The 17025-nt window shown below is 65.3% G+C and carries 18 protein-coding genes, 1 pseudogene and 1 riboswitch; of the genes and pseudogenes, 7 read left to right on the forward strand and 12 right to left on the reverse strand.

Features of this window, described 5'->3' with window-relative positions:
- Positions 1-3: 3 nt before the first annotated feature.
- Together DCG74_RS09305 and DCG74_RS09310 are read right to left on the reverse strand one after the other, a co-directional pair.
- Positions 4-735: a response regulator gene (locus DCG74_RS09305; RefSeq protein WP_172788762.1), complete on the reverse strand. Its 732-nt coding sequence runs from the start codon at positions 733-735 to the stop codon at positions 4-6.
- A complete protein-coding gene (locus DCG74_RS09310) occupies positions 732-1274 on the reverse strand; it encodes a MarR family winged helix-turn-helix transcriptional regulator (RefSeq protein WP_172788761.1) in 543 nt (180 codons plus the stop codon). Before DCG74_RS09310 ends, DCG74_RS09305 begins: the two co-directional genes overlap by 4 nt.
- Positions 1275-1612: 338 nt before the next feature.
- On the opposite strand from DCG74_RS09310, the gene DCG74_RS09315 reads away from it, so the two are divergent.
- The 5 genes from DCG74_RS09315 (at position 1613) to DCG74_RS09335 (ending at position 5993) form a co-directional block, all read left to right on the forward strand.
- Positions 1613-2695 (forward strand): branched-chain amino acid aminotransferase, encoded by a 1083-nt coding sequence (locus tag DCG74_RS09315; protein ID WP_172788760.1) that lies wholly within the window; start codon positions 1613-1615, stop codon positions 2693-2695.
- A 264-nt stretch (positions 2696-2959) separates the two neighbouring features.
- The gene (locus DCG74_RS09320; RefSeq protein ID WP_172788759.1) at positions 2960-3484 is read left to right on the forward strand and encodes a YegJ family protein; all 525 of its coding nucleotides are present in this window, start codon (positions 2960-2962) and stop codon (positions 3482-3484) included.
- A gap of 201 nt (positions 3485-3685) precedes the next feature.
- Positions 3686-5200 (forward strand): histidine--tRNA ligase, encoded by a 1515-nt coding sequence (hisS, locus tag DCG74_RS09325; RefSeq protein ID WP_172788758.1) that lies wholly within the window; start codon positions 3686-3688, stop codon positions 5198-5200.
- Between the two features lie 55 nt (positions 5201-5255).
- A complete protein-coding gene (locus DCG74_RS09330) occupies positions 5256-5504 on the forward strand; it encodes a tautomerase family protein (protein WP_084299094.1) in 249 nt (82 codons plus the stop codon).
- A gap of 96 nt (positions 5505-5600) precedes the next feature.
- Positions 5601-5993: a thioesterase family protein gene (locus tag DCG74_RS09335; RefSeq protein WP_172788757.1), complete on the forward strand. Its 393-nt coding sequence runs from the start codon at positions 5601-5603 to the stop codon at positions 5991-5993.
- Positions 5994-6117: 124 nt separating this feature from the next.
- On the opposite strand, the gene proC is transcribed toward DCG74_RS09335, so the two are convergent.
- Entirely contained in the window at positions 6118-6942 is an 825-nt protein-coding gene (gene proC / locus DCG74_RS09340; protein ID WP_172788756.1) for a pyrroline-5-carboxylate reductase, read from the reverse strand.
- A 188-nt stretch (positions 6943-7130) separates the two neighbouring features.
- Positions 7131-7631, reverse strand: a complete 501-nt coding sequence (locus DCG74_RS09345; RefSeq protein ID WP_172788755.1) for a YbjN domain-containing protein — start codon at positions 7629-7631, stop codon at positions 7131-7133.
- 434 nt (positions 7632-8065) lie between these two features.
- Positions 8066-8224, forward strand: a riboswitch (FMN riboswitch).
- A 78-nt stretch (positions 8225-8302) separates the two neighbouring features.
- On the opposite strand from DCG74_RS09345, the gene DCG74_RS09350 reads away from it, so the two are divergent.
- Entirely contained in the window at positions 8303-8860 is a 558-nt protein-coding gene (locus DCG74_RS09350; RefSeq protein ID WP_036027167.1) for a 6,7-dimethyl-8-ribityllumazine synthase, read from the forward strand.
- Positions 8861-8973: 113 nt separating this feature from the next.
- On the opposite strand, the gene DCG74_RS09355 is transcribed toward DCG74_RS09350, so the two are convergent.
- The 7 genes from DCG74_RS09355 to lgt form a co-directional block, all read right to left on the reverse strand.
- Entirely contained in the window at positions 8974-10008 is a 1035-nt protein-coding gene (locus tag DCG74_RS09355; RefSeq protein WP_172788754.1) for an ATP-grasp domain-containing protein, read from the reverse strand.
- Positions 10005-11033, reverse strand: a complete 1029-nt coding sequence (locus DCG74_RS09360; protein ID WP_172788753.1) for a putative zinc-binding metallopeptidase — start codon at positions 11031-11033, stop codon at positions 10005-10007. The genes DCG74_RS09355 and DCG74_RS09360 overlap by 4 nt, the downstream gene beginning before the upstream one ends.
- A 222-nt stretch (positions 11034-11255) precedes the next feature.
- On the reverse strand, positions 11256-12209 hold the full coding sequence (locus DCG74_RS09365) for a ribose-phosphate pyrophosphokinase (protein WP_172788752.1): 954 nt from the start codon (positions 12207-12209) through the stop codon (positions 11256-11258).
- 194 nt (positions 12210-12403) lie between these two features.
- Positions 12404-13021: a hypothetical protein gene (locus DCG74_RS09370; protein ID WP_172788751.1), complete on the reverse strand. Its 618-nt coding sequence runs from the start codon at positions 13019-13021 to the stop codon at positions 12404-12406.
- Between the two features lie 113 nt (positions 13022-13134).
- Entirely contained in the window at positions 13135-13902 is a 768-nt protein-coding gene (gene pgeF / locus DCG74_RS09375) for a peptidoglycan editing factor PgeF (protein ID WP_172788750.1), read from the reverse strand.
- Positions 13899-15017 (reverse strand): class I SAM-dependent methyltransferase, encoded by a 1119-nt coding sequence (locus DCG74_RS09380; protein WP_172788749.1) that lies wholly within the window; start codon positions 15015-15017, stop codon positions 13899-13901. Before DCG74_RS09380 ends, pgeF begins: the two co-directional genes overlap by 4 nt.
- A gap of 20 nt (positions 15018-15037) precedes the next feature.
- Positions 15038-15883, reverse strand: a complete 846-nt coding sequence (lgt, locus tag DCG74_RS09385; RefSeq protein WP_172788748.1) for a prolipoprotein diacylglyceryl transferase — start codon at positions 15881-15883, stop codon at positions 15038-15040.
- A gap of 196 nt (positions 15884-16079) precedes the next feature.
- Here lgt and DCG74_RS09390 point away from each other — a divergent pair, with 196 nt between their 5' ends.
- The gene (locus tag DCG74_RS09390) at positions 16080-16340 is read left to right on the forward strand and encodes an accessory factor UbiK family protein (protein ID WP_100235986.1); all 261 of its coding nucleotides are present in this window, start codon (positions 16080-16082) and stop codon (positions 16338-16340) included.
- Positions 16341-16535: 195 nt separating this feature from the next.
- On the opposite strand, the pseudogene DCG74_RS09395 reads toward DCG74_RS09390, so the two are convergent.
- Positions 16536-17024: pseudogene (locus DCG74_RS09395) on the reverse strand (DUF805 domain-containing protein); the annotation flags it as partial.
- Between the last annotated feature and the right edge of the window lies 1 nt (position 17025).

Genomic DNA, 17025 nt, shown 5'->3' on the forward strand with positions numbered 1-17025 from the left:
GGTTTATGGCGAGGCCACCAGCCGGTAGCCGATGCCGCGCACCGCCTGCAGGAACAGCGGATTGGCAGGATCGGTCTCGATCTTGCGCCGGAGGCGGTTGATCTGCACGTCGACGGCGCGCTCATTGACGCTGCCGTTGCCGGTCAGCGCGCTGCGCGGCACGGTCTCGCCCGGCGTCTCCGCGAGAATCCGCAGCATCTCGCGCTCGCGGTCGGTGAGGTGGATGACCTCCTCGCCCTGGCGCAATTCGCCGCGCTCGAGATGGTAGACATAGGGACCGAACGCGATCTTCTCGACCGCCGTGGCCTGCGGCGGCGGCGCGGCGCGCTTGAGGATGTTGTTGATGCGCAGCGCCAGCTCGCGCGGCTCGAACGGCTTTGCCACGTAATCGTCGGCACCGATCTGCAAGCCCTCGATGCGGGCTTCCGCCTCGTGGCGCGCCGTAAGCATCACGATCGGCACCGACGATGAGGTGCGAATGAAGCGGGCGAGGTCGAAGCCGGTCTCGCCGGGCATCATGACGTCGAGGATCAGGAGATCGAAATGCAGGCCCATGAGCTTCGAGCGCGCATCGCCGGCGCTCGCCGCGGTGGTGACGCGGTAGCCCTCACTCGCAAGAAAGCGCGAGAGCAGGTCGCGGATGCGGCGGTCGTCATCGACCAGCAAGAGATGCGGGGCATCATCGGCCGGTTGCACCGGCGGGCGGGCGATCGTGGCAGTGAGCGGCACGGTCACTCCTTGGCGTCTTGGTTGACGGAAGCGAAGATCGTCTCGAGCACCTTGTCCGGATCGTCGCGGTCGATCATCGCGCGCAGGAAGCGCTTGACCGTCTCGGCATCCTGGGGCCCCATCTCGGCGAGCGCCCTGGTGATCCGCGTGGTCTGCAGTCCGGCGAGCTTCTGCACCAGCGCCTCGCCCTTCGGTGTCGCGTAGAGCAGGCGCTGGCGACGGTCATTGTCGCCGGTCTTCTGCACGATATAGCCCTCGTCCAGGAGCTGCTTCAGCACCCGGCCGAGCGACTGCTTTGTGATGCGCAGGACGTCGAGCAGATCGGCGACCTTCAGCCCGGGATAGCGGTAGACGAAGTGCATGACCCGGTGATGGGCCCGGCCGAAGCCGAATGCCTCCAGCTCCTGGTCGGGATCGCCGACGAAATCGCGATAGGCGAAGAACAGCAGCTCGATGATATCCCAGCGCAAATTGCCTCCGTCGCCTGCGGCCGGCTTGGTCCCGGCGGCATCTTGAGGGGGAGTCGCGAAATTTATGTCAGGCATATTGACGTATCTTGGGTTCAATGTTACAAAAGGATCGACCCACACGAAACTTTAGATCGTTTCGCGCCGGGTGGCATCGGAGCAGGACGGCCGGAGAGAGCCGGACAGGCGGCGACGGCCGAAGCAGATCTACCGTGCGATTGTCGAGCGGCATTTCGGCAAAACATACTGGACTTCCGCCTTCCGCAAAAGCATGTCCTCGGGGACATGCTGGCCGCGGAAACCGGCCGTAACATGGCTGGTGGCGGTCCGGCCAGAAACCCAATCAAGCCAGCCGGGCCCGAACGGGCAGGCGGGCGCGAGAAACAGCGCCGCCACCGGCAGCGGGAGGCAAGGACATGAGCATGACATTCGACATCCAGCCCGCATCCAATCCGACGCCTGAGAAGGACCGTGTCGCCAAGCTGGTGGATCCCGGCTTCGGGCGGGTGTTCACCGATCACATGGCCATCGTCCGCTACAACCAGGCCAAGGGCGGCTGGTACGAGGCGAAGATCGAGGCGCGCGCCAACTTCCAGCTCGATCCCGCCGGCGCGGTCCTGCACTACGCCCAGGAGATCTTCGAAGGCCTGAAGGCCTACAAGCGCGACGACGGCGGCGTGAACCTGTTCCGCCCCGACGCCAATGCGCGGCGCTTCAAGGACTCGGCCGATCGCATGGCGATGGCGCAGCTGCCGGAAGACGTCTTCATCGAGGCGGTCGAGCAGATCGTGCGCATCGACCGCGCCTGGATGCCGGGCGGCGAGGGCAGCCTTTACTTGCGCCCGTTCATGATCGCGAGCGAGACCTTCCTCGGCGTCAAGCCGTCGTCCGAATACATTTTCGCGGTGATCGCCTCGCCGGTCGGCTCCTACTTCAAGGGTGGGCCTGCGCCGGTCTCGATCTGGGTGTCGGAGAACTACACGCGCGCCGCGATCGGCGGCACCGGCGCAGTGAAATGCGGCGGCAATTATGCCGCGAGCCTGCGCGCCCAGGCCGAGGCGATCCAGCATGGCTGTGACCAGGTTGTCTTCCTCGATGCGGTGGAGCGCCGCTACATCGAGGAGCTCGGCGGCATGAACGTGTTCTTCGTGTTCGACGACGGCTCGCTCTCGACGCCGCCGCTCGGCACCATCCTGCCCGGCATCACCCGCGACTCCATCATCGCGCTCGCCCGGGATGCGGGCAAGACGGTGCGCGAGGAGCCTTATTCGCTCGATCAGTGGCGCAAGGATGCGGCCGCAGGCAGGCTCAAGGAAGCGTTCGCCTGCGGCACCGCCGCCGTGATCTCGCCGATCGGCAAGGTGCGTTCGGTCAGCGGCGACTTCGAGATCTCGGGCGGTGCGGCCGGCCCCGTCGCCATGGGCTTGCGCAAGCAGCTCGTCGACATCCAGTACGGCCGCACCAACGATCCGCACAACTGGATCCGCAAGGTGTTTTGATCTCGTCACCCTCCCCTGAAGGGGGAGGGTCGATCGCGCGCAGCGCGAGCGGGGTGGGGTGATCTCTCAACTCGGGCAGTGTTCGATGTGGAGAGACCGTCACCCCACCCCGTCTCTCATCTTCGCTACGCTCAGATGCGAGCCGACCCTCCCCCTCCAGGGGAGGGTAAGAAGCGCAATGTTTGTGGACTCTTGCGCAGTGAACGTGCTGCTGCCGACAGGCGACAAAGCCAGGACACAACAAGCATCCTGGACATCGCAATCATGGCAAAAAAGCTCTCCCAACCCATGAAATGGGTCGTACTCGCCGCCATCACCGGCGTTTGCGTTTTCGGCATCCTGACCATCGGCCCCACGCACGAGGTCGCAGCGCAGGACCGCTCGCCGATCGTCGACGTGCGCACCGGCGATCCCGAGATGAATGCGGCGATCGCGCGAGCCCGCGCCACGCTCCCCACCTTCTGGACTTCCTATGAATCGCCAAAGCCGTCCGAGACCGGACATGCTCTGAAGGTACACTTTACGACCCGCAGGGGCGGCGAGCACGTCTGGATCGGCGAACTGAAGAAGCAGCCCGGCGGGACATATTCGGGCCTGTTCGCCAACGAGCCGCGCGATCTGCCGGGCAAACACGCAGGCGATCCGGTCAAGTTCACCGAGGCCGACATCTCGGACTGGATGTTCATGCGCAACGGCAAGATCGTCGGGGGCGAAACCATCAAGCCGCTGCTCAAATCCATGCCGAAAGCCGACGCCGACGCGCTCCGGGCGCGGATGGAGCAGCCGTAGAATGACCTTCTTCCTTCTCCCCTTGCGGGAGAAGGTGGCGCGAAGCGCCGGATGAGGGGTTGTTTCCGCGAACTCAGCATGGCGTTTGTGGATAGAGACCCCTCACCCGTCTCGCCGCTTCGCGGCGAGCCACCCTCTCCCGCAAGGGGAGGGTAAAAGCCCCCGGTTGCCGCCCCGCGCCGCGGCTGGTAAACGCCGCGCATGGCCGAGAAACCCAAAAAACCCCAGAAACTGAAGGCGCGTCTGCCGCGCGGGCTCGAGGATCGCGATCCCTCAGCGATCCGGGCGACGCGCGAGATGGTCGAGAAGATCCGCGCCGTCTACGAGCTCTACGGTTTCGAGCCGGTGGAGACGCCGGCGATGGAATACACCGACGCGCTCGGCAAATTCCTGCCCGACCAGGATCGCCCGAACGAGGGCGTGTTCTCGTTCCAGGACGACGACGAGCAGTGGATCAGCCTGCGCTACGACCTCACCGCGCCGCTCGCCCGCTACGTCGCCGAGAATTTCGATACGCTGCCGAAGCCCTATCGCAGTTACCGCGTCGGCTATGTCTTCCGCAACGAAAAGCCCGGCCCCGGCCGCTTCCGCCAGTTCATGCAGTTCGATGCCGATACGGTCGGTTCGGCGACGCCGGCGGCGGATGCCGAGATCTGCATGATGGCGGCGGATACGATGGAGGCGCTCGGCATCGCGCGCGGCCAGTACGTGGTGAAGGTGAACAACCGCAAGGTGCTCGACGGCGTTCTGGAAGCCATTGGCCTGGCGGGTGAGGAAAATGCGGCGCGCAGACTGACCGTGCTGCGCGCGATCGACAAGCTCGACAAGTTTTCCGCGGACGAAGTGCGCAAGCTGCTTGGTCCCGGACGCTGGGACGGTGGCGAGGAAGGCAAGGGCGACTTCACCAAGGGCGCCAATTTGAGCGCGGCGGAAGCCGACGTCGTTCTCGCCATCACCAAGCCGCGCGAGGATTGGAAAGAAGCAATTGCCGCGGCAGAAACCTATCTCGCCAAGAGCGAAGTCGGTCAGGCCGGTGTCAGCGAGCTGGAAGAGATTGCAAAGCTGGTCACGGCGTCGGGCTATGGCGCGGATCGCATCAAGATCGATCCCTCCGTCGTCCGCGGCCTCGAATATTACACCGGCCCCGTCTACGAGGTTGAATTGCTGCTCGACACCAAGGACGAGAAGGGCCGCCCGGTGCGCTTCGGCTCGGTCGGCGGCGGCGGGCGTTATGACGGCCTCGTCTCGCGCTTCCGCGGCGAGCCGGTGCCGGCGACCGGTTTCTCGATCGGCGTGTCGCGGCTGCAGGCCGCGCTGACGCTGCTCGGCAAGCTCGACACGCGGCCCGAATTCGGACCCGTCGTCGTTACCGTGTTCGACCGCGACCGCGTCGCCGACTATCAGAAAATGGTCGCGAGCCTGCGCACCGCCGGCATCCGCGCCGAGCTTTATCTGGGTAACCCCAAGAACATGGGCAACCAGCTCAAATATGCCGATCGTCGCAACTCACCTTGCGTCATCATCCAGGGCTCGGATGAAAAGGCGCGCGGCGAGGTGCAGGTCAAGGATCTGATCGAGGGCGCCAAGGCGGCCGCCGCGATCGCCTCCAACCAGGAATGGCGCGAGACCCGGCCGGCGCAGTTCTCGTGCAGCGAAGCCGATCTCGTCGTCAAGGTGCGCGAGGTCCTGGCCCGCCATGACGTGAGCTGGGGCTAGCTATTCGCTGACGCCGTCATGCCCGGGCTTGTCCCTGGCATCCACGTCTTGTTTGATGGCGACCGTCAATGGCCGGTGTTCGGCCGCAAGGGAGAGAAAAATGCCTGAGATCACCATCAGCATGGCCGAAGGCCGTACCGACGAGCAGAAGGCCGGCATGATGCGCGACATCACCCAGGCGCTGGTGAAGAATCTCGGCGTCGACGCCGATGCCGTCGTCATTCAGATCAACGAAGCCCCGCTCCGCCACAAGATGAAGGGCGGCAAGACGTTCGTGGAGCGCGCGGCGGCGGCGAAGAAGTAGTTTCGGCTGGAGCGGGTAGCCACAGCCGTTCGCCATGGGTCCCGGATCAGCGCGCGCTTAAGGCGCGCTTGTCCGGGACGACATCGAGCAAGCACCATGGACGCACGCGACTTCATCACGACAGGCATGAGCGCCGAGCGCACGCTGGTGGTCCCGGTGGAGCGCACTGTCGGGCATTTCGTGGCCGGCATGCCTTTTGTCTACGCGACCCCGATGATGATCCTGGAGATGGAGATGACGTCGGGCGATGCGATCCGCGCCGCGCTTCAGCCGGGCTGGGTCACTGTCGGTACCGAGGTCGACATCCGCCATCTTGCCGCCGCGCTGGTCGGCGCGACCGTGCGGACCACCGCAAAGGTGGTCGCGGTCGAGCGCCGCGTCATCCGCTTCGAGGTCGAGGCGTTCGAGGGCACGCGCAAGCTCGGCGAAGGCCGCCACGCCCGCGGGCTCGTGAATGTCGAGATGTTCAACAAGCGATTAGGGGCGTAGCGGCGAGCGCTGTGCCGTAGGGTGGGCAAAGCGGAGCGTGCCCACCACTTCAGAGGGACAATTGAAAGATGGTGGGCACGGCGCTTCGCGCCTTTGCCCACCCTACGGCACCTACGGCACCTGATTACTTCGCCAATTCCTTCGACCGCTGCGTCGCCGCGGCGATGGCGCGGATCATGAGATCGCGCAGGCCCGGCTCGCCCATCAGCACGCCGAGCGCTGCGGCCGTCGTGCCGCCGGGCGAGGTGACGTTCTGGCGCAGCGTGCTCGCGGGCTGCTCCGACTGGTGCAGCAGCTCGCCGGAGCCGGCGACGGTCTCGCGGGCGAGCTTGGTCGCCAGCGCTTCGGGCAATCCCGCTTCAACGCCGGCGCGGGCGAGCTCTTCGGCGAGCAGGAACACGTAGGCCGGGCCTGAGCCGGACACGGCGGTGACCGCATCCATCAATTCTTCGTCCTCGACCCATTCGACCGAGCCGGTGGCGCGCAGCAACGCATCCGCTACCGCGCGCTGCGCGGCGCTGACGTCGTTCGCCGCGACCGCGACGGTGATGCCGCGGCCGATAGCGGCCGGCGTGTTCGGCATCGCGCGCACCACGGCGCCGCCGCAGACCGCTTGGAGCGAGGCGATCGTGGTGCCCGCCATGATCGAGACCAGCGAGGTCTTGTCCGAGACGAACGGCTTCAGCTTGGCGCCGGCCTCGCGGAACATCTGCGGCTTCACCGCCACGACCAGCGTCTCGACAGCGCCTGCGGTCGTCACTTCAGGATTGAGCACGACGCCCTTGGCGGCCAGCGCGGAGATATCGGGCGCAATGTGCGGCTCGATCACCGCGACGCGGCGCGGATCGAGCCCGCCTGCCAGCCATCCGGTCAGCATCGCGCCGCCCATCTTGCCCGCGCCGGCGAGCAGGATGGTGCCGGTGATGTTTTGGAGGGTGCTGTTCGCCACTGTGGTCACCACAAACAAAGGTGTCGTCCCGGCGAAGGCCGGGACCCATAACCACAGGCGGTTCTAATGGATGGAGAGCAGAGCAACAAGCATCGTGCGATACGGCGAAAATCACGCGGTATGGATCCCGGATCTGCGCGCGCTTTAGGCGCGCTTGTCCGGGACGACGTTTGGGAGCGAGGCGAGCCCTACGCCTCCCCGACCGTGTCGAACATCGCCGCGTCCATGGCCTGCGCCGTCGTCTTGCCGGCCCACACCACGAACTGGAACGCGGGGAAGTAGCGCTCGCAGGCATGGATGGCGCCGGCAAGCATCACTTCGCATTGCGCGGGCGAGGCGATGAGCCCGCCCGGCAGCACCAGGGCCTGGCGGTGCATCACCATGCCGGTGTTGGTCCACAGGTCGAAATGGCCGACCCACAGCTGCTCGTTCACGGCGGCGACGAGCCGCTGCACCTCGCCGCGGCGCGCGGGTGGAATCTTCATGTCGAAGGCGCAGGCCAGATGCAGCGCCTCGATCTCGCCCATCCAGGTGAAGGAGAGCTGGTAGTCGGTCCATTGTCCCTTGGAGACAATCGTGAGTTCGTCCTCGCCGGAGCGTTCGAACGGCCAGTTGTTGCTGGCGGCGATGTCCTCGACCACCGCGAGCGGATGGTTTCTGGAATCGATAGTGCCTTCGAGCAGGGACATGCCGTCTCGACCTCTTGCCTTCTTGTTGTCTTTGATACGCACGCGGTTGGGCCCGGCACGCGCTCCCTAAACGTCGCTACGGCGTCCCCTCGGATTAGCCTATGCAATCTCCTCGGAGTCGCTGTTGCGATCCCTCGGATCAAGCGCGGGCCTGTCGCGGATCAAGTGATGTGATTTGCGGAATCTGCGCAACGGGGTCGCGAGTCCGTCCACAAGCCAGGACTCGTTCGTCCACAGCTCATCTCCGCCACAATTCTTAACGGACGAGAACAAACCGGAATCGGATTCCGCAAAAGCGCTCGCCGCAAATTCCGCCGGGCGAGGGCTGGGCCGCCGTCCGGGCATGGGACCATGCGCTTTGCCCATGCGGAACACGCTTGCCGCGACTGCCCGCCGGCGGCATATTTCCGACTAGGCCGTTCATCCCGGACGGCCGATGTTCTCAGGGCGGGGTGAAAGTCCCCACCGGCGGTAAGGGCCGAAAGGCCCAAGCCCGCGAGCGCCTTCCGTGAGGGTTATCCCGAAGGGAAGGGTCAGCAGATTCGGTGCAACTCCGAAGCCGACGGTTAAAGTCCGGATGAAAGAGAACGGTCGCTGGCAGACGCATCGAGACGATGCGGCTGTTTGTCGTTCCGTGTGCCCTGATTCTGGTCCTTAAACCGAGGAAAGCCATGAATCAGATGTTGCAAGATCCCCAAACCGAAACGTCCCAAACGCCGCCGCCGGTTCCCGTGGACCCGGCACCTGCGCATCCGCGCTTCGCCAAACCGCAGCGGGTGGCCTTCGTGCAGGCCTGCTGGCACCGCGACGTGGTCGCGGAAGCCCGCATCGCCTTCATGAAGGAGGCGGAAGCCCGTCACCTCACCCATGTCGACGTGTTCGAGGTGCCGGGCTCGTTCGAGATCCCGCTGCACGCGCAGGTCCTCGCCAAGACGCGGCGCTACACCGCGATCGTCGCGGCCGGCCTCGTCGTCGATGGCGGCATCTACCGGCACGAATTCGTCGCCGACACCGTGATCAAGGCGCTGATGGACGTGCAGCTGCGCACCGAGGTGCCGGTGTTCTCGGCCGTGCTGACGCCGCAGCAATTCCACGAGACCGAGGTGCATTACGACTTCTTCCGCAAGCACTTTGCGATTAAGGGTGTCGAGGTCGCGACCGCCTGCGCGGAGACGTTGCACGGCCTGGAGCGCCTGCGCGGCCAGGTCGCCGCGGGGATCGTGGGGTAGGCACACTGCCGTAGGGTGGGCAAAGCGCAAGCGTGCCCACCTCTTCTCGCGAGACAAAAGGGTGGGCACAACGCTTTGAGCCTTTGCCCACCCTGCGATGCGATCGCCTCTCGTCACCCCAGCGACACACCCGCCTTGGCGCGGGTGATCCCGAGCGTCAGGATGCGATGCAGGAGATCTTTGTATTTCAGCCCGTCGTGCTGAGCCGCGGTGGCGAATTCCTGGCTCTTGGCGATCTCCGGGTTGGGATTCGCTTCGATGAAATACGGCGTGCCGTCGGCGGCGAGACGAAAATCGATGCGCGCGTAACCGTCGAGGCCGAGCGCCCGGTAGATGCGTTTCGCGGCACGCTGGATGCGTGCGGTGACCTCGGGCGCAAGATCGTTCGCCGGCCCGTCGACGATGCCGACGCGTTCCTGGTACTCGGTGTCGTGCTTGGCTTTTTCGGTGGCGATGTGGCGTGACCTGCGCCCGCCCATGCTGCCGAACTTCAATTCCCAGACCGGCAGGACGCGCAGCCGGTTGTTGCCGAGCACGCCGACATAGAGCTCACGACCCTCGATGAACTGCTCGGCGATGGCGGCGGTCTCCACGCGCTCGTGGATGAAGGCGACCCGTTCCGCCAGCTTCTCGTCGGTATCGACGATCGAGGCCTGCGATATGCCAAGGGACCCGTCCATGTTCAGCGCCTTGACGATCAGCGGCAGCGCAAGATGTTTTGGCCGTTTCACCTTGCGGCGCATCGGAAAGACGGCGAAGGCCGGCGCCGCGATACGGCGGTGATGCGCGAGCGTCTTGGACAGATCCTTGCCGCGCGCCAGGATCAGGCCGCGCGGGTTGCAACCGGTGTAGGGCACCTTCATCAGCTCGAGATAGCTGGCGATGTGCTGGTCGTAGGCGACGTTGTAGTGGAACTCCTCCAGCAGCGTGAAAACCACGTGCGGCTTGAACTCCTCGATCGCTTCGCGGATCGGTCTGATTTCCTCCTGCGCACCGAGCGGGCGCACCTCGTGGCCGGCCGCACGCAAGGTGCTGACGACGTCGTATTCCGTTTTCCAGATGTTGATCTCCTGCGGCGTGTATCCGTCGGAGGAGTCCGGCGGCAGGAAGTCCGGATGCATCAGCACCAGAATACGGAGACGTCTCATAGCGCGATCCATTTGCGCCGAGACGGGCCAAACAGCGCGTGCATCGTCTTTGCGGTCACGAGGACGATGAAATCGAGAACGAGCTTCTGTTCGGGACCCACGGCACGCAAATCGAGATCGCGGCAGCGGGAGATCATCTCGTCAAGCACGGCATCGAGCGTGAGCTGGTTCTCGCCTGTCCAGCGCGCGACCAATTGCCTGATCTGGGCGCGGTGCCGCCTGATCAGGGTCGAGGCCGGCGTTGACCGATGGTGCCGCGGATCGGCTGAAAACAGCCGGGAGAGGTCGCGGTCGTAGGTCTTTGGTGGCGTGAACGCGTAGAACGCCTGCTTTTTCTTGTAGTGCTCTTCAAGTGTCTGGCTGAGCCGACCCAGCGGATCGACGCGCTCCCGCGTCGTGATCGACGGCCGCTTTCCAGCGATCTCGCTCATCAGCTCGTCGACATATTCGAGCTTCTTCAGCGCCGGCCAGCCGGCATATCGCGTTCGCCAGTTCGAGCGCGGCCGTAGCCACACCGCAAAGGTTTCGGCGAAATCTTCGTCCGGATGGCTCTGTGCGTACCAGAGCCGAAGGTGTTGAACGTAACGCCGGCTGGCGGGATTGGGCCGGTAGTAGCGCGGGTAGTGCTTCGACGATGGGCCGAACAGCTGCTGCCAGCGCCGCCGCCGCTGCAGCTGGTAACCATGCTGCAAGGCATGCCCGGCCTCGTGACGGAGGATGGCCATGCACTCGCGCCAGGTTCCGCCCTCGACGTCGAACATCATCTTCTTCTCGAGCTTCATCAGGCGCGGATGGGCGAGATAGAAGGGGATGGCGATGCCGGGCACGTCGCCCGGACTGAACCATTCGCTCGAGATCCATGTGTGCGGCCGCAGCCGGATGCCGCGCTCTTCGAGTTCCTCGTAGAGCGTGCCGACGCAGTCCTCGAGCCAGGTGCCTTCGACTGTAACCCTCAGGCTGCGGAGGCGTTGCTTGAGCAACTCGTCATCCGACAGCTTCTCCCAAGCAAATTTCCGGCGTGGCATCAGGCATCCAGAGGGCAGAGATGACTCGGTATCTGGATGATGTCATGGGTCGCCGACGGCAACAACCCGCGGGGGCTGTGAGGCGGGGACCGTGGCGTTGCGGGATGGTCGTCGTTCCGGGGCGTGCGTAGCACGTGCCGGGACCCATCGATCTACGCGGACCGCAAGATGGATTCCCGGTTGGCCTCCCTCCAGGCGTCCGGAATGACGGCCGCAAAAAAATCAGTCGAACAGGCTCGACACCGATTCTTCCGCCGCCGTGCGCGCGATCGCGTCCGAGATCAAGCTGGCGATCGGCAGCGTGCGGATGTTCGGCGCCTTGGTCACCGCCTCGGTCGGCAGGATGGAGTCGGTGATCACCAGCTCCTTCAGCCTGGAGCCGGCGATGCGGGCGGCGGCGCCGCCGGAGAGCACGCCGTGGGTGATGTAGGCGTAGACGTCCTTGGCGCCCTTGGCGAGCAGCGCATCGGCCGCATTCACCAGCGTGCCGCCGGAATCGACGATGTCGTCGACGAGGATGCAGGTGTGGCCGGAGACGTCGCCGATCACGTTCATGACCTCGGATTCACCCGGGCGCTCGCGGCGCTTGTCGACGATCGCGAGCGGGGTGTTGATGCGCTTGGCGAGGCCGCGCGCCCGGGCGACGCCGCCGACGTCGGGCGAGACCACCATCGTCTTGGTCAGGTCGAACTTGTCCTTGATGTCGCGCACCATCAGCGGCGCGGCGAACAGGTTGTCGGTCGGGATGTCGAAGAAGCCCTGGATCTGGCCGGCATGCAGGTCGAGCGTCATGACTCGGTCGACGCCGGCCTGCGTGATCATGTTGGCGACGAGTTTGGCCGAGATCGGCGTGCGCGAACCGGACTTACGGTCCTGCCTGGCGTAGCCGAAATAGGGCAGCACCGCGGTGATGCGGCGCGCCGAGGAGCGGCGCAGCGCGTCGGTGATGATGAGCAATTCCATCAGATGGTCGTTGGCGGGGTACGAGGTCGACTGGATGACGAAGGCATCCGAGCCGCGGACGTTCTCCTGGATCTCGACGAAGATCTCCATGTCGGCGAAGCGCCGCACCACCGCCTTGGTCAGCGGCAGGTCGAGCCCTTGCGCGATCGCCTGGGCGAGGGCCGGATTGGAGTTGCCGGCGACGAGCTTGATGGAGCCGTTTTTGGCCGACATGGACGCTTCCTCCCGCGCTTTGCTGGATACGACCTTCAACATCAGAAAATACCCGCTGGCAGCACGGTTACGACGGGCGAGGAAATATCAGGCGGAAGGCCGCAATGGCAACCCGGGATGATACGTTTTCCCTTTGAAAATCCTGAGTCGGGCCAACGGCTTGGCCGCAAGTTGCGGCCGTGGTTTAGCGGGGGTTATTGCTCGGCATAGCCGAGCGCAGAGGCCGGCATGTCAGGCTCGGGAGCGTCCTTGACGACGCTTGCCACTGCCGGTCCCCGCAACGCCGGAGCCGCGCCTGGTGCATCCGGCGCGCCGTTGATCATGTTGGAAAGTCCGCTGAATCCGGCCTGGGCGATCTTCCGCAGCACGAGGTCGTCGGCAGCAGCCCAGGCGTCGCGACCAGCCTTGGCCGAGGTCGGTTCCTCGCCGGAGAGGCGCAGCGCGCGCTGCTGGTTGGCGTCGTAGACGTCCCAGACCCAGGCGATCACGGTCTTGCCGCGCACCACCTGGGCGGAGAGGTAACTGCGCACGCGATAGGCAGCCGTGCCCTCGCGGGAGACCACGGACAGGCTGCGCAGCTTGGATTCGCTGTCGAGCACGCCGACCATGCGGTCGAACACTTGCGGCGGTGGGCCGTCGATCGATTCGAAGGCGACCGTAGCCCCGCTGCCGGCGCTCGGCGCCATCGCATAGGAATTGGCGGCACTGCCGCCACCCCCGGCGCAGCCGCCAAGCGCAGCCGCTGCCGCCAGCAGCATGACCGCCAGCACGCGCGAACCCGCACGGCGGAAGATGAATGACGCGTCCCTCATTATGGAGGGCAGCGATATCGTTAAAATCGATTAAGGTCTAGGGCAGGCGCGACACAGGCCACTGTCATCGTGCCGGGGCATCGCCCCGGAAAAACACGCTGTTGCCCGTGTGTTCACGCTTCCAGCGCAATGGCGTGAACGTGGCGGCCGTAATCCGGCTCCTTGCGGTGCACCGAGCGGCGATAGCTGAAGAAGCGCTCGTCGGAATAGGTGTCGAGACCGAGGTCGTCGATCATCAGGATGCCGGCGGCCTCCAGCCGCTTGCGGATGAAGCCGGCGAGGTCGAACATCGCGTGGCCCTCGCGTACCGAGGGGATGAAGAACACAGCGTTCTCCGCATCCGCCTCGATGAAGCGCGCGACGAACTCGTTGCCGACCTCGTAGCTGTCCTGGCGGATCAAGGGGCCGATCGCGGCGATGATGCCGCCGCGCGTGGCGCCGAGCTTCTCCATCGCCGCGATGGTCGCTTCCAGCACGCCTGTCAGTGCGCCCTTCCACCCCGCATGCGCGCCGCCGATGACGCGCGCCTGGGGATCGACGAACAGCACCGGCCCGCAATCGGCGGTGGAGACGCCGAGCGCGATGCCGGGCGTCTTCGTCACCAGCGCGTCGCCCTTCGGCCGCGGCCCGCTCGGCCACGGTGCCTCGGCAACGAGCACGTCGGGCGAATGGATCTGGTGCAGGCTGAGGAAGCGCTCCGGCGCGACGCCGACATGCTCGGCCATGCGCCGCCGGTTCTCGGCGACCAGGGCCTGATCGTCGTTGGAGCCGAGCCCGCCGTTCAGCGCGGAATAGATCCCGCCGGAGACGCCGCCTTCGCGGGTGAAGAAGGCATGGCGGAGGCCGGGCACTGCCGACAGCAGCGACGAAGCGATCGTCATGAGGCCTCTCCTGCCTGTTCGAGATCGCTGAGGCCGGCAAGGCCCGTCAGCCGCGGCTCGGAGATGCCGAGCACCTTGAACATCGAGCCCATGCCGCCACGCCCGGTATCGGTCAGGCGCTTGAGCGCCACTGAAATGTCGGTGGCGACGTCGGGCGCAGCTTTCTGCATCAGGGCGGCGGCGCGGGTGTCGATGCCGATCCGCTTGAGGAAGTCACCTTGCGTCACCGGCCCATGCACGCGCGCGCCGACATCCTCGGCCGCGCGAGCCAGCGCCTGGAAATCGACATGGGCGGTGACGTCGGCCTGGCCCGGCGCCTTCAAGGGATCGGCGAAGGTGTGGCGTGCGATGGCCTGGAAGGTATCGCCGGCGTCGCTGCGCAGATGGCCGTAATCGATGATCAGCGCCGCGCCGTCCTGATCGCGCACGCGCGTGGCGAGCTTCATGATCTCGCCGTCGGGGCGCCACTCGAACACGGCACCGATGGGGGCGGCGCGCACCAGGGGCGGCAGCAGCACGTCGAAGCGGGGCGTCGGCTCCGGCGCCGCGCCGAACTGAAGCTTGCCGTTGGGATCGATCTCGATCACGCGCTCGTGCCAGCCGTTCTCGAGCCGGACCATCTGGTGAATCGGCAGCACGTCGAAATATTCGTTGGCGAGGATGATGCTCGGTCCTTCCGGCACCTCGTCGATGCTGTCGTGCCAGGCGATGTTGCGCACGTTGGCGAGCGTCGCGCTCTGCCGGTCGCGCAACACGGGATTGACCTCGACCATGTGGATGTGGAGCGCCTGGTAGAGCGGCGGCAGCACGCGGAGAGCGCGCAGCGCATCCGCCATCATGGTGCCGCGGCCGGGGCCGAGCTCGATCAGCCGCAAGAATTGCGGCGAGCCCATCTGCTTCCACACCGAGGCGGTCCACAACCCCAACAGCTCGCCGAACATCTGGCTGACTTCGGGCGCCGTGGTGAAATCGCCCTCGCGCCCGAGCGGATCGCGCGAGACGTAATAGCCGTAGCGCGGATGCATCAGGCACAGTTCCATGTACCGCCAGACCGGCATCGGTCCAGAGGATTTGATCAGCGCCTTGATCTCGTTGAGGAGCGGCTGGTCGGTCACGGCGGTCTTCTCGAAATCAATTAACGAATGGCCTGGACGGGCGTCGGCGCACCGCGCCTAACAGCCCATACAATAAGTATGGCGCCGACGATAAGCATCGGGATCGACAACAGCATGCCCATGGTTAATCCGCCCCAGAGAAAACCGAGCTGCGCGTCCGGCTCGCGGAAATGCTCGCCGGCGATGCGGGTCAGGCCGTAGATCAGGATGAAGCTGCCGAGGATCATGCCGGGGCGCTTCAAGGCGCCGAAGCGGATCATGATCGCGAGCACGGTGAACAGCAGGATGCCCTCCATGCCCGCTTCGTAGAGCTGGCTCGGATGGCGCGGCAGCTGTGTCGGATCGTTGGGGAAGATCATCGCCCAGGGCAGGCTCGGGTCCGTGGCGCGGCCCCACAATTCGCCGTTGATGAAATTGGCGATGCGTCCGAGCAAGAGCCCGACCGGGGCGACCGCGGTGGTGATGTCGCCGAGCGACAGGATCGAGATGCCGCCCCGATAGGCGAACCACATCACCGCGACGACGCAGCCGAGGAAGCCGCCGTGGAACGACATCCCGCCCTCCCACAATTTGAAGATCGCGGCGGGATGATCGATGAAGAAGGGCAGGTTGTAGAACAGCACGTAGCCGGTGCGGCCGCCGAGGATGATGCCGAGCGTGACCCACAGGATGAAGTCGTCGATCTGCACCAGCGACATCGGCGCCGGTCCGCCCCACAGGTGCTCCTTCTTCAGCAGCGAGCGCGCATAGAGCCAGCCGAACACGATGCCGCAGATATAGGCGAGGGCATACCAGCGGATCGCGAACGGGCCGATCTCGATCGCGATCGGCTTGAAGGCGGGAAAGTCGATCAGCAGAAACGGCATCGCGCCTTCTATGTCCAAGCGGGATCGCGGCGGTTGGGCGCCGCAGACGCCCCGTGATTCCTCTTATGCAGGGACGTTGAATACGATTGCAAGGAAACCGGCGCATGACAAGGATACCGCCGCTTCGCCCTTGAACCGGCCTCGTCGGATTGCCATTGTCTCCCGTGAGTTCGCGCAAAGTTTATCGGAGGCCAACATGACCCAGACCAGCAACCGGTTTTTCGACGAGATCGGCCGCCTGATGAACGACGCCGCCGGTGCTGCCCAGGGCGTCAAGCGCGAGTTCGATACGGTGATGCGCAGCCAGGCCGAAAAATTCCTGCGCGACATGGACCTCGTCAAGCGCGAGGAGTTCGAGGCGGTCAAGGACATGGCGCGCCTGGCGCGCGAGGAGAACGAAGCCCTGAAGGCGCGGATCGCGGCGCTGGAGGCAAAGCTGGGCGGTACCCCGACGTAAGGTCTCTCTTAACCCTCCCCTGGAGGGGGAGGGTCGGCGCGCAGCGCCGGGTGGGGTGATCTCTCCACTCGGGCACCGCCTCGATCGAGAGAGGCTAGCGCTGGGCGGGACAAATTCGATCTCGCGGCTCTGGTCCCAGCGTTTCGCAGAAGGCGCGGCGGATGTGGAATCGCCCTCGGCTGCCGGATCAGGACCGAACCGATTGGGCCCTACGGTGCCGCGCAGGAAGCCGGTCTCGATGAAAGCGGCGAGGGGGAGGATGACGCTCGCCAACGCGAGCGGCAGCATCCAATAGCTGTCCGGAAGGCGGTCCTCGAACTGCTTGTAGAGGCCCGGCAGCACGAAATAGGCAAGTAGCCACCATGCGCTCTTGTTGCGGTCATGCAGGCGCTTCACCATGATCGCGAGATCGATCCAGAGCATCAATCCGGTTGCGGCCAGCTTGAGCAGCAGCAGCGGCAAATTGTCCAGCAGCGACCATCGATAGGCCGCGGGATCGACGATCTTGAAGACGTCCTCAGCATTCAGATTGAAGGATTTGACCTCGCTGCCGAGCGCGGACATGACGCTCAGGCAGAGCAAGAGCAGCAGGATCATGCCGGACAGGACAAAGATCAGGCTGTACCAGAACTCGGCGCGGCCAATGCGGCCGTCGAAGCGGAAGAGGTACCAGGTCCAGTTCATG

It is taken from the genome of Bradyrhizobium sp. WBAH42 (genome assembly GCF_024585265.1).
In the GTDB taxonomy this organism is placed as follows: Bacteria; Pseudomonadota; Alphaproteobacteria; order Rhizobiales; family Xanthobacteraceae; genus Bradyrhizobium.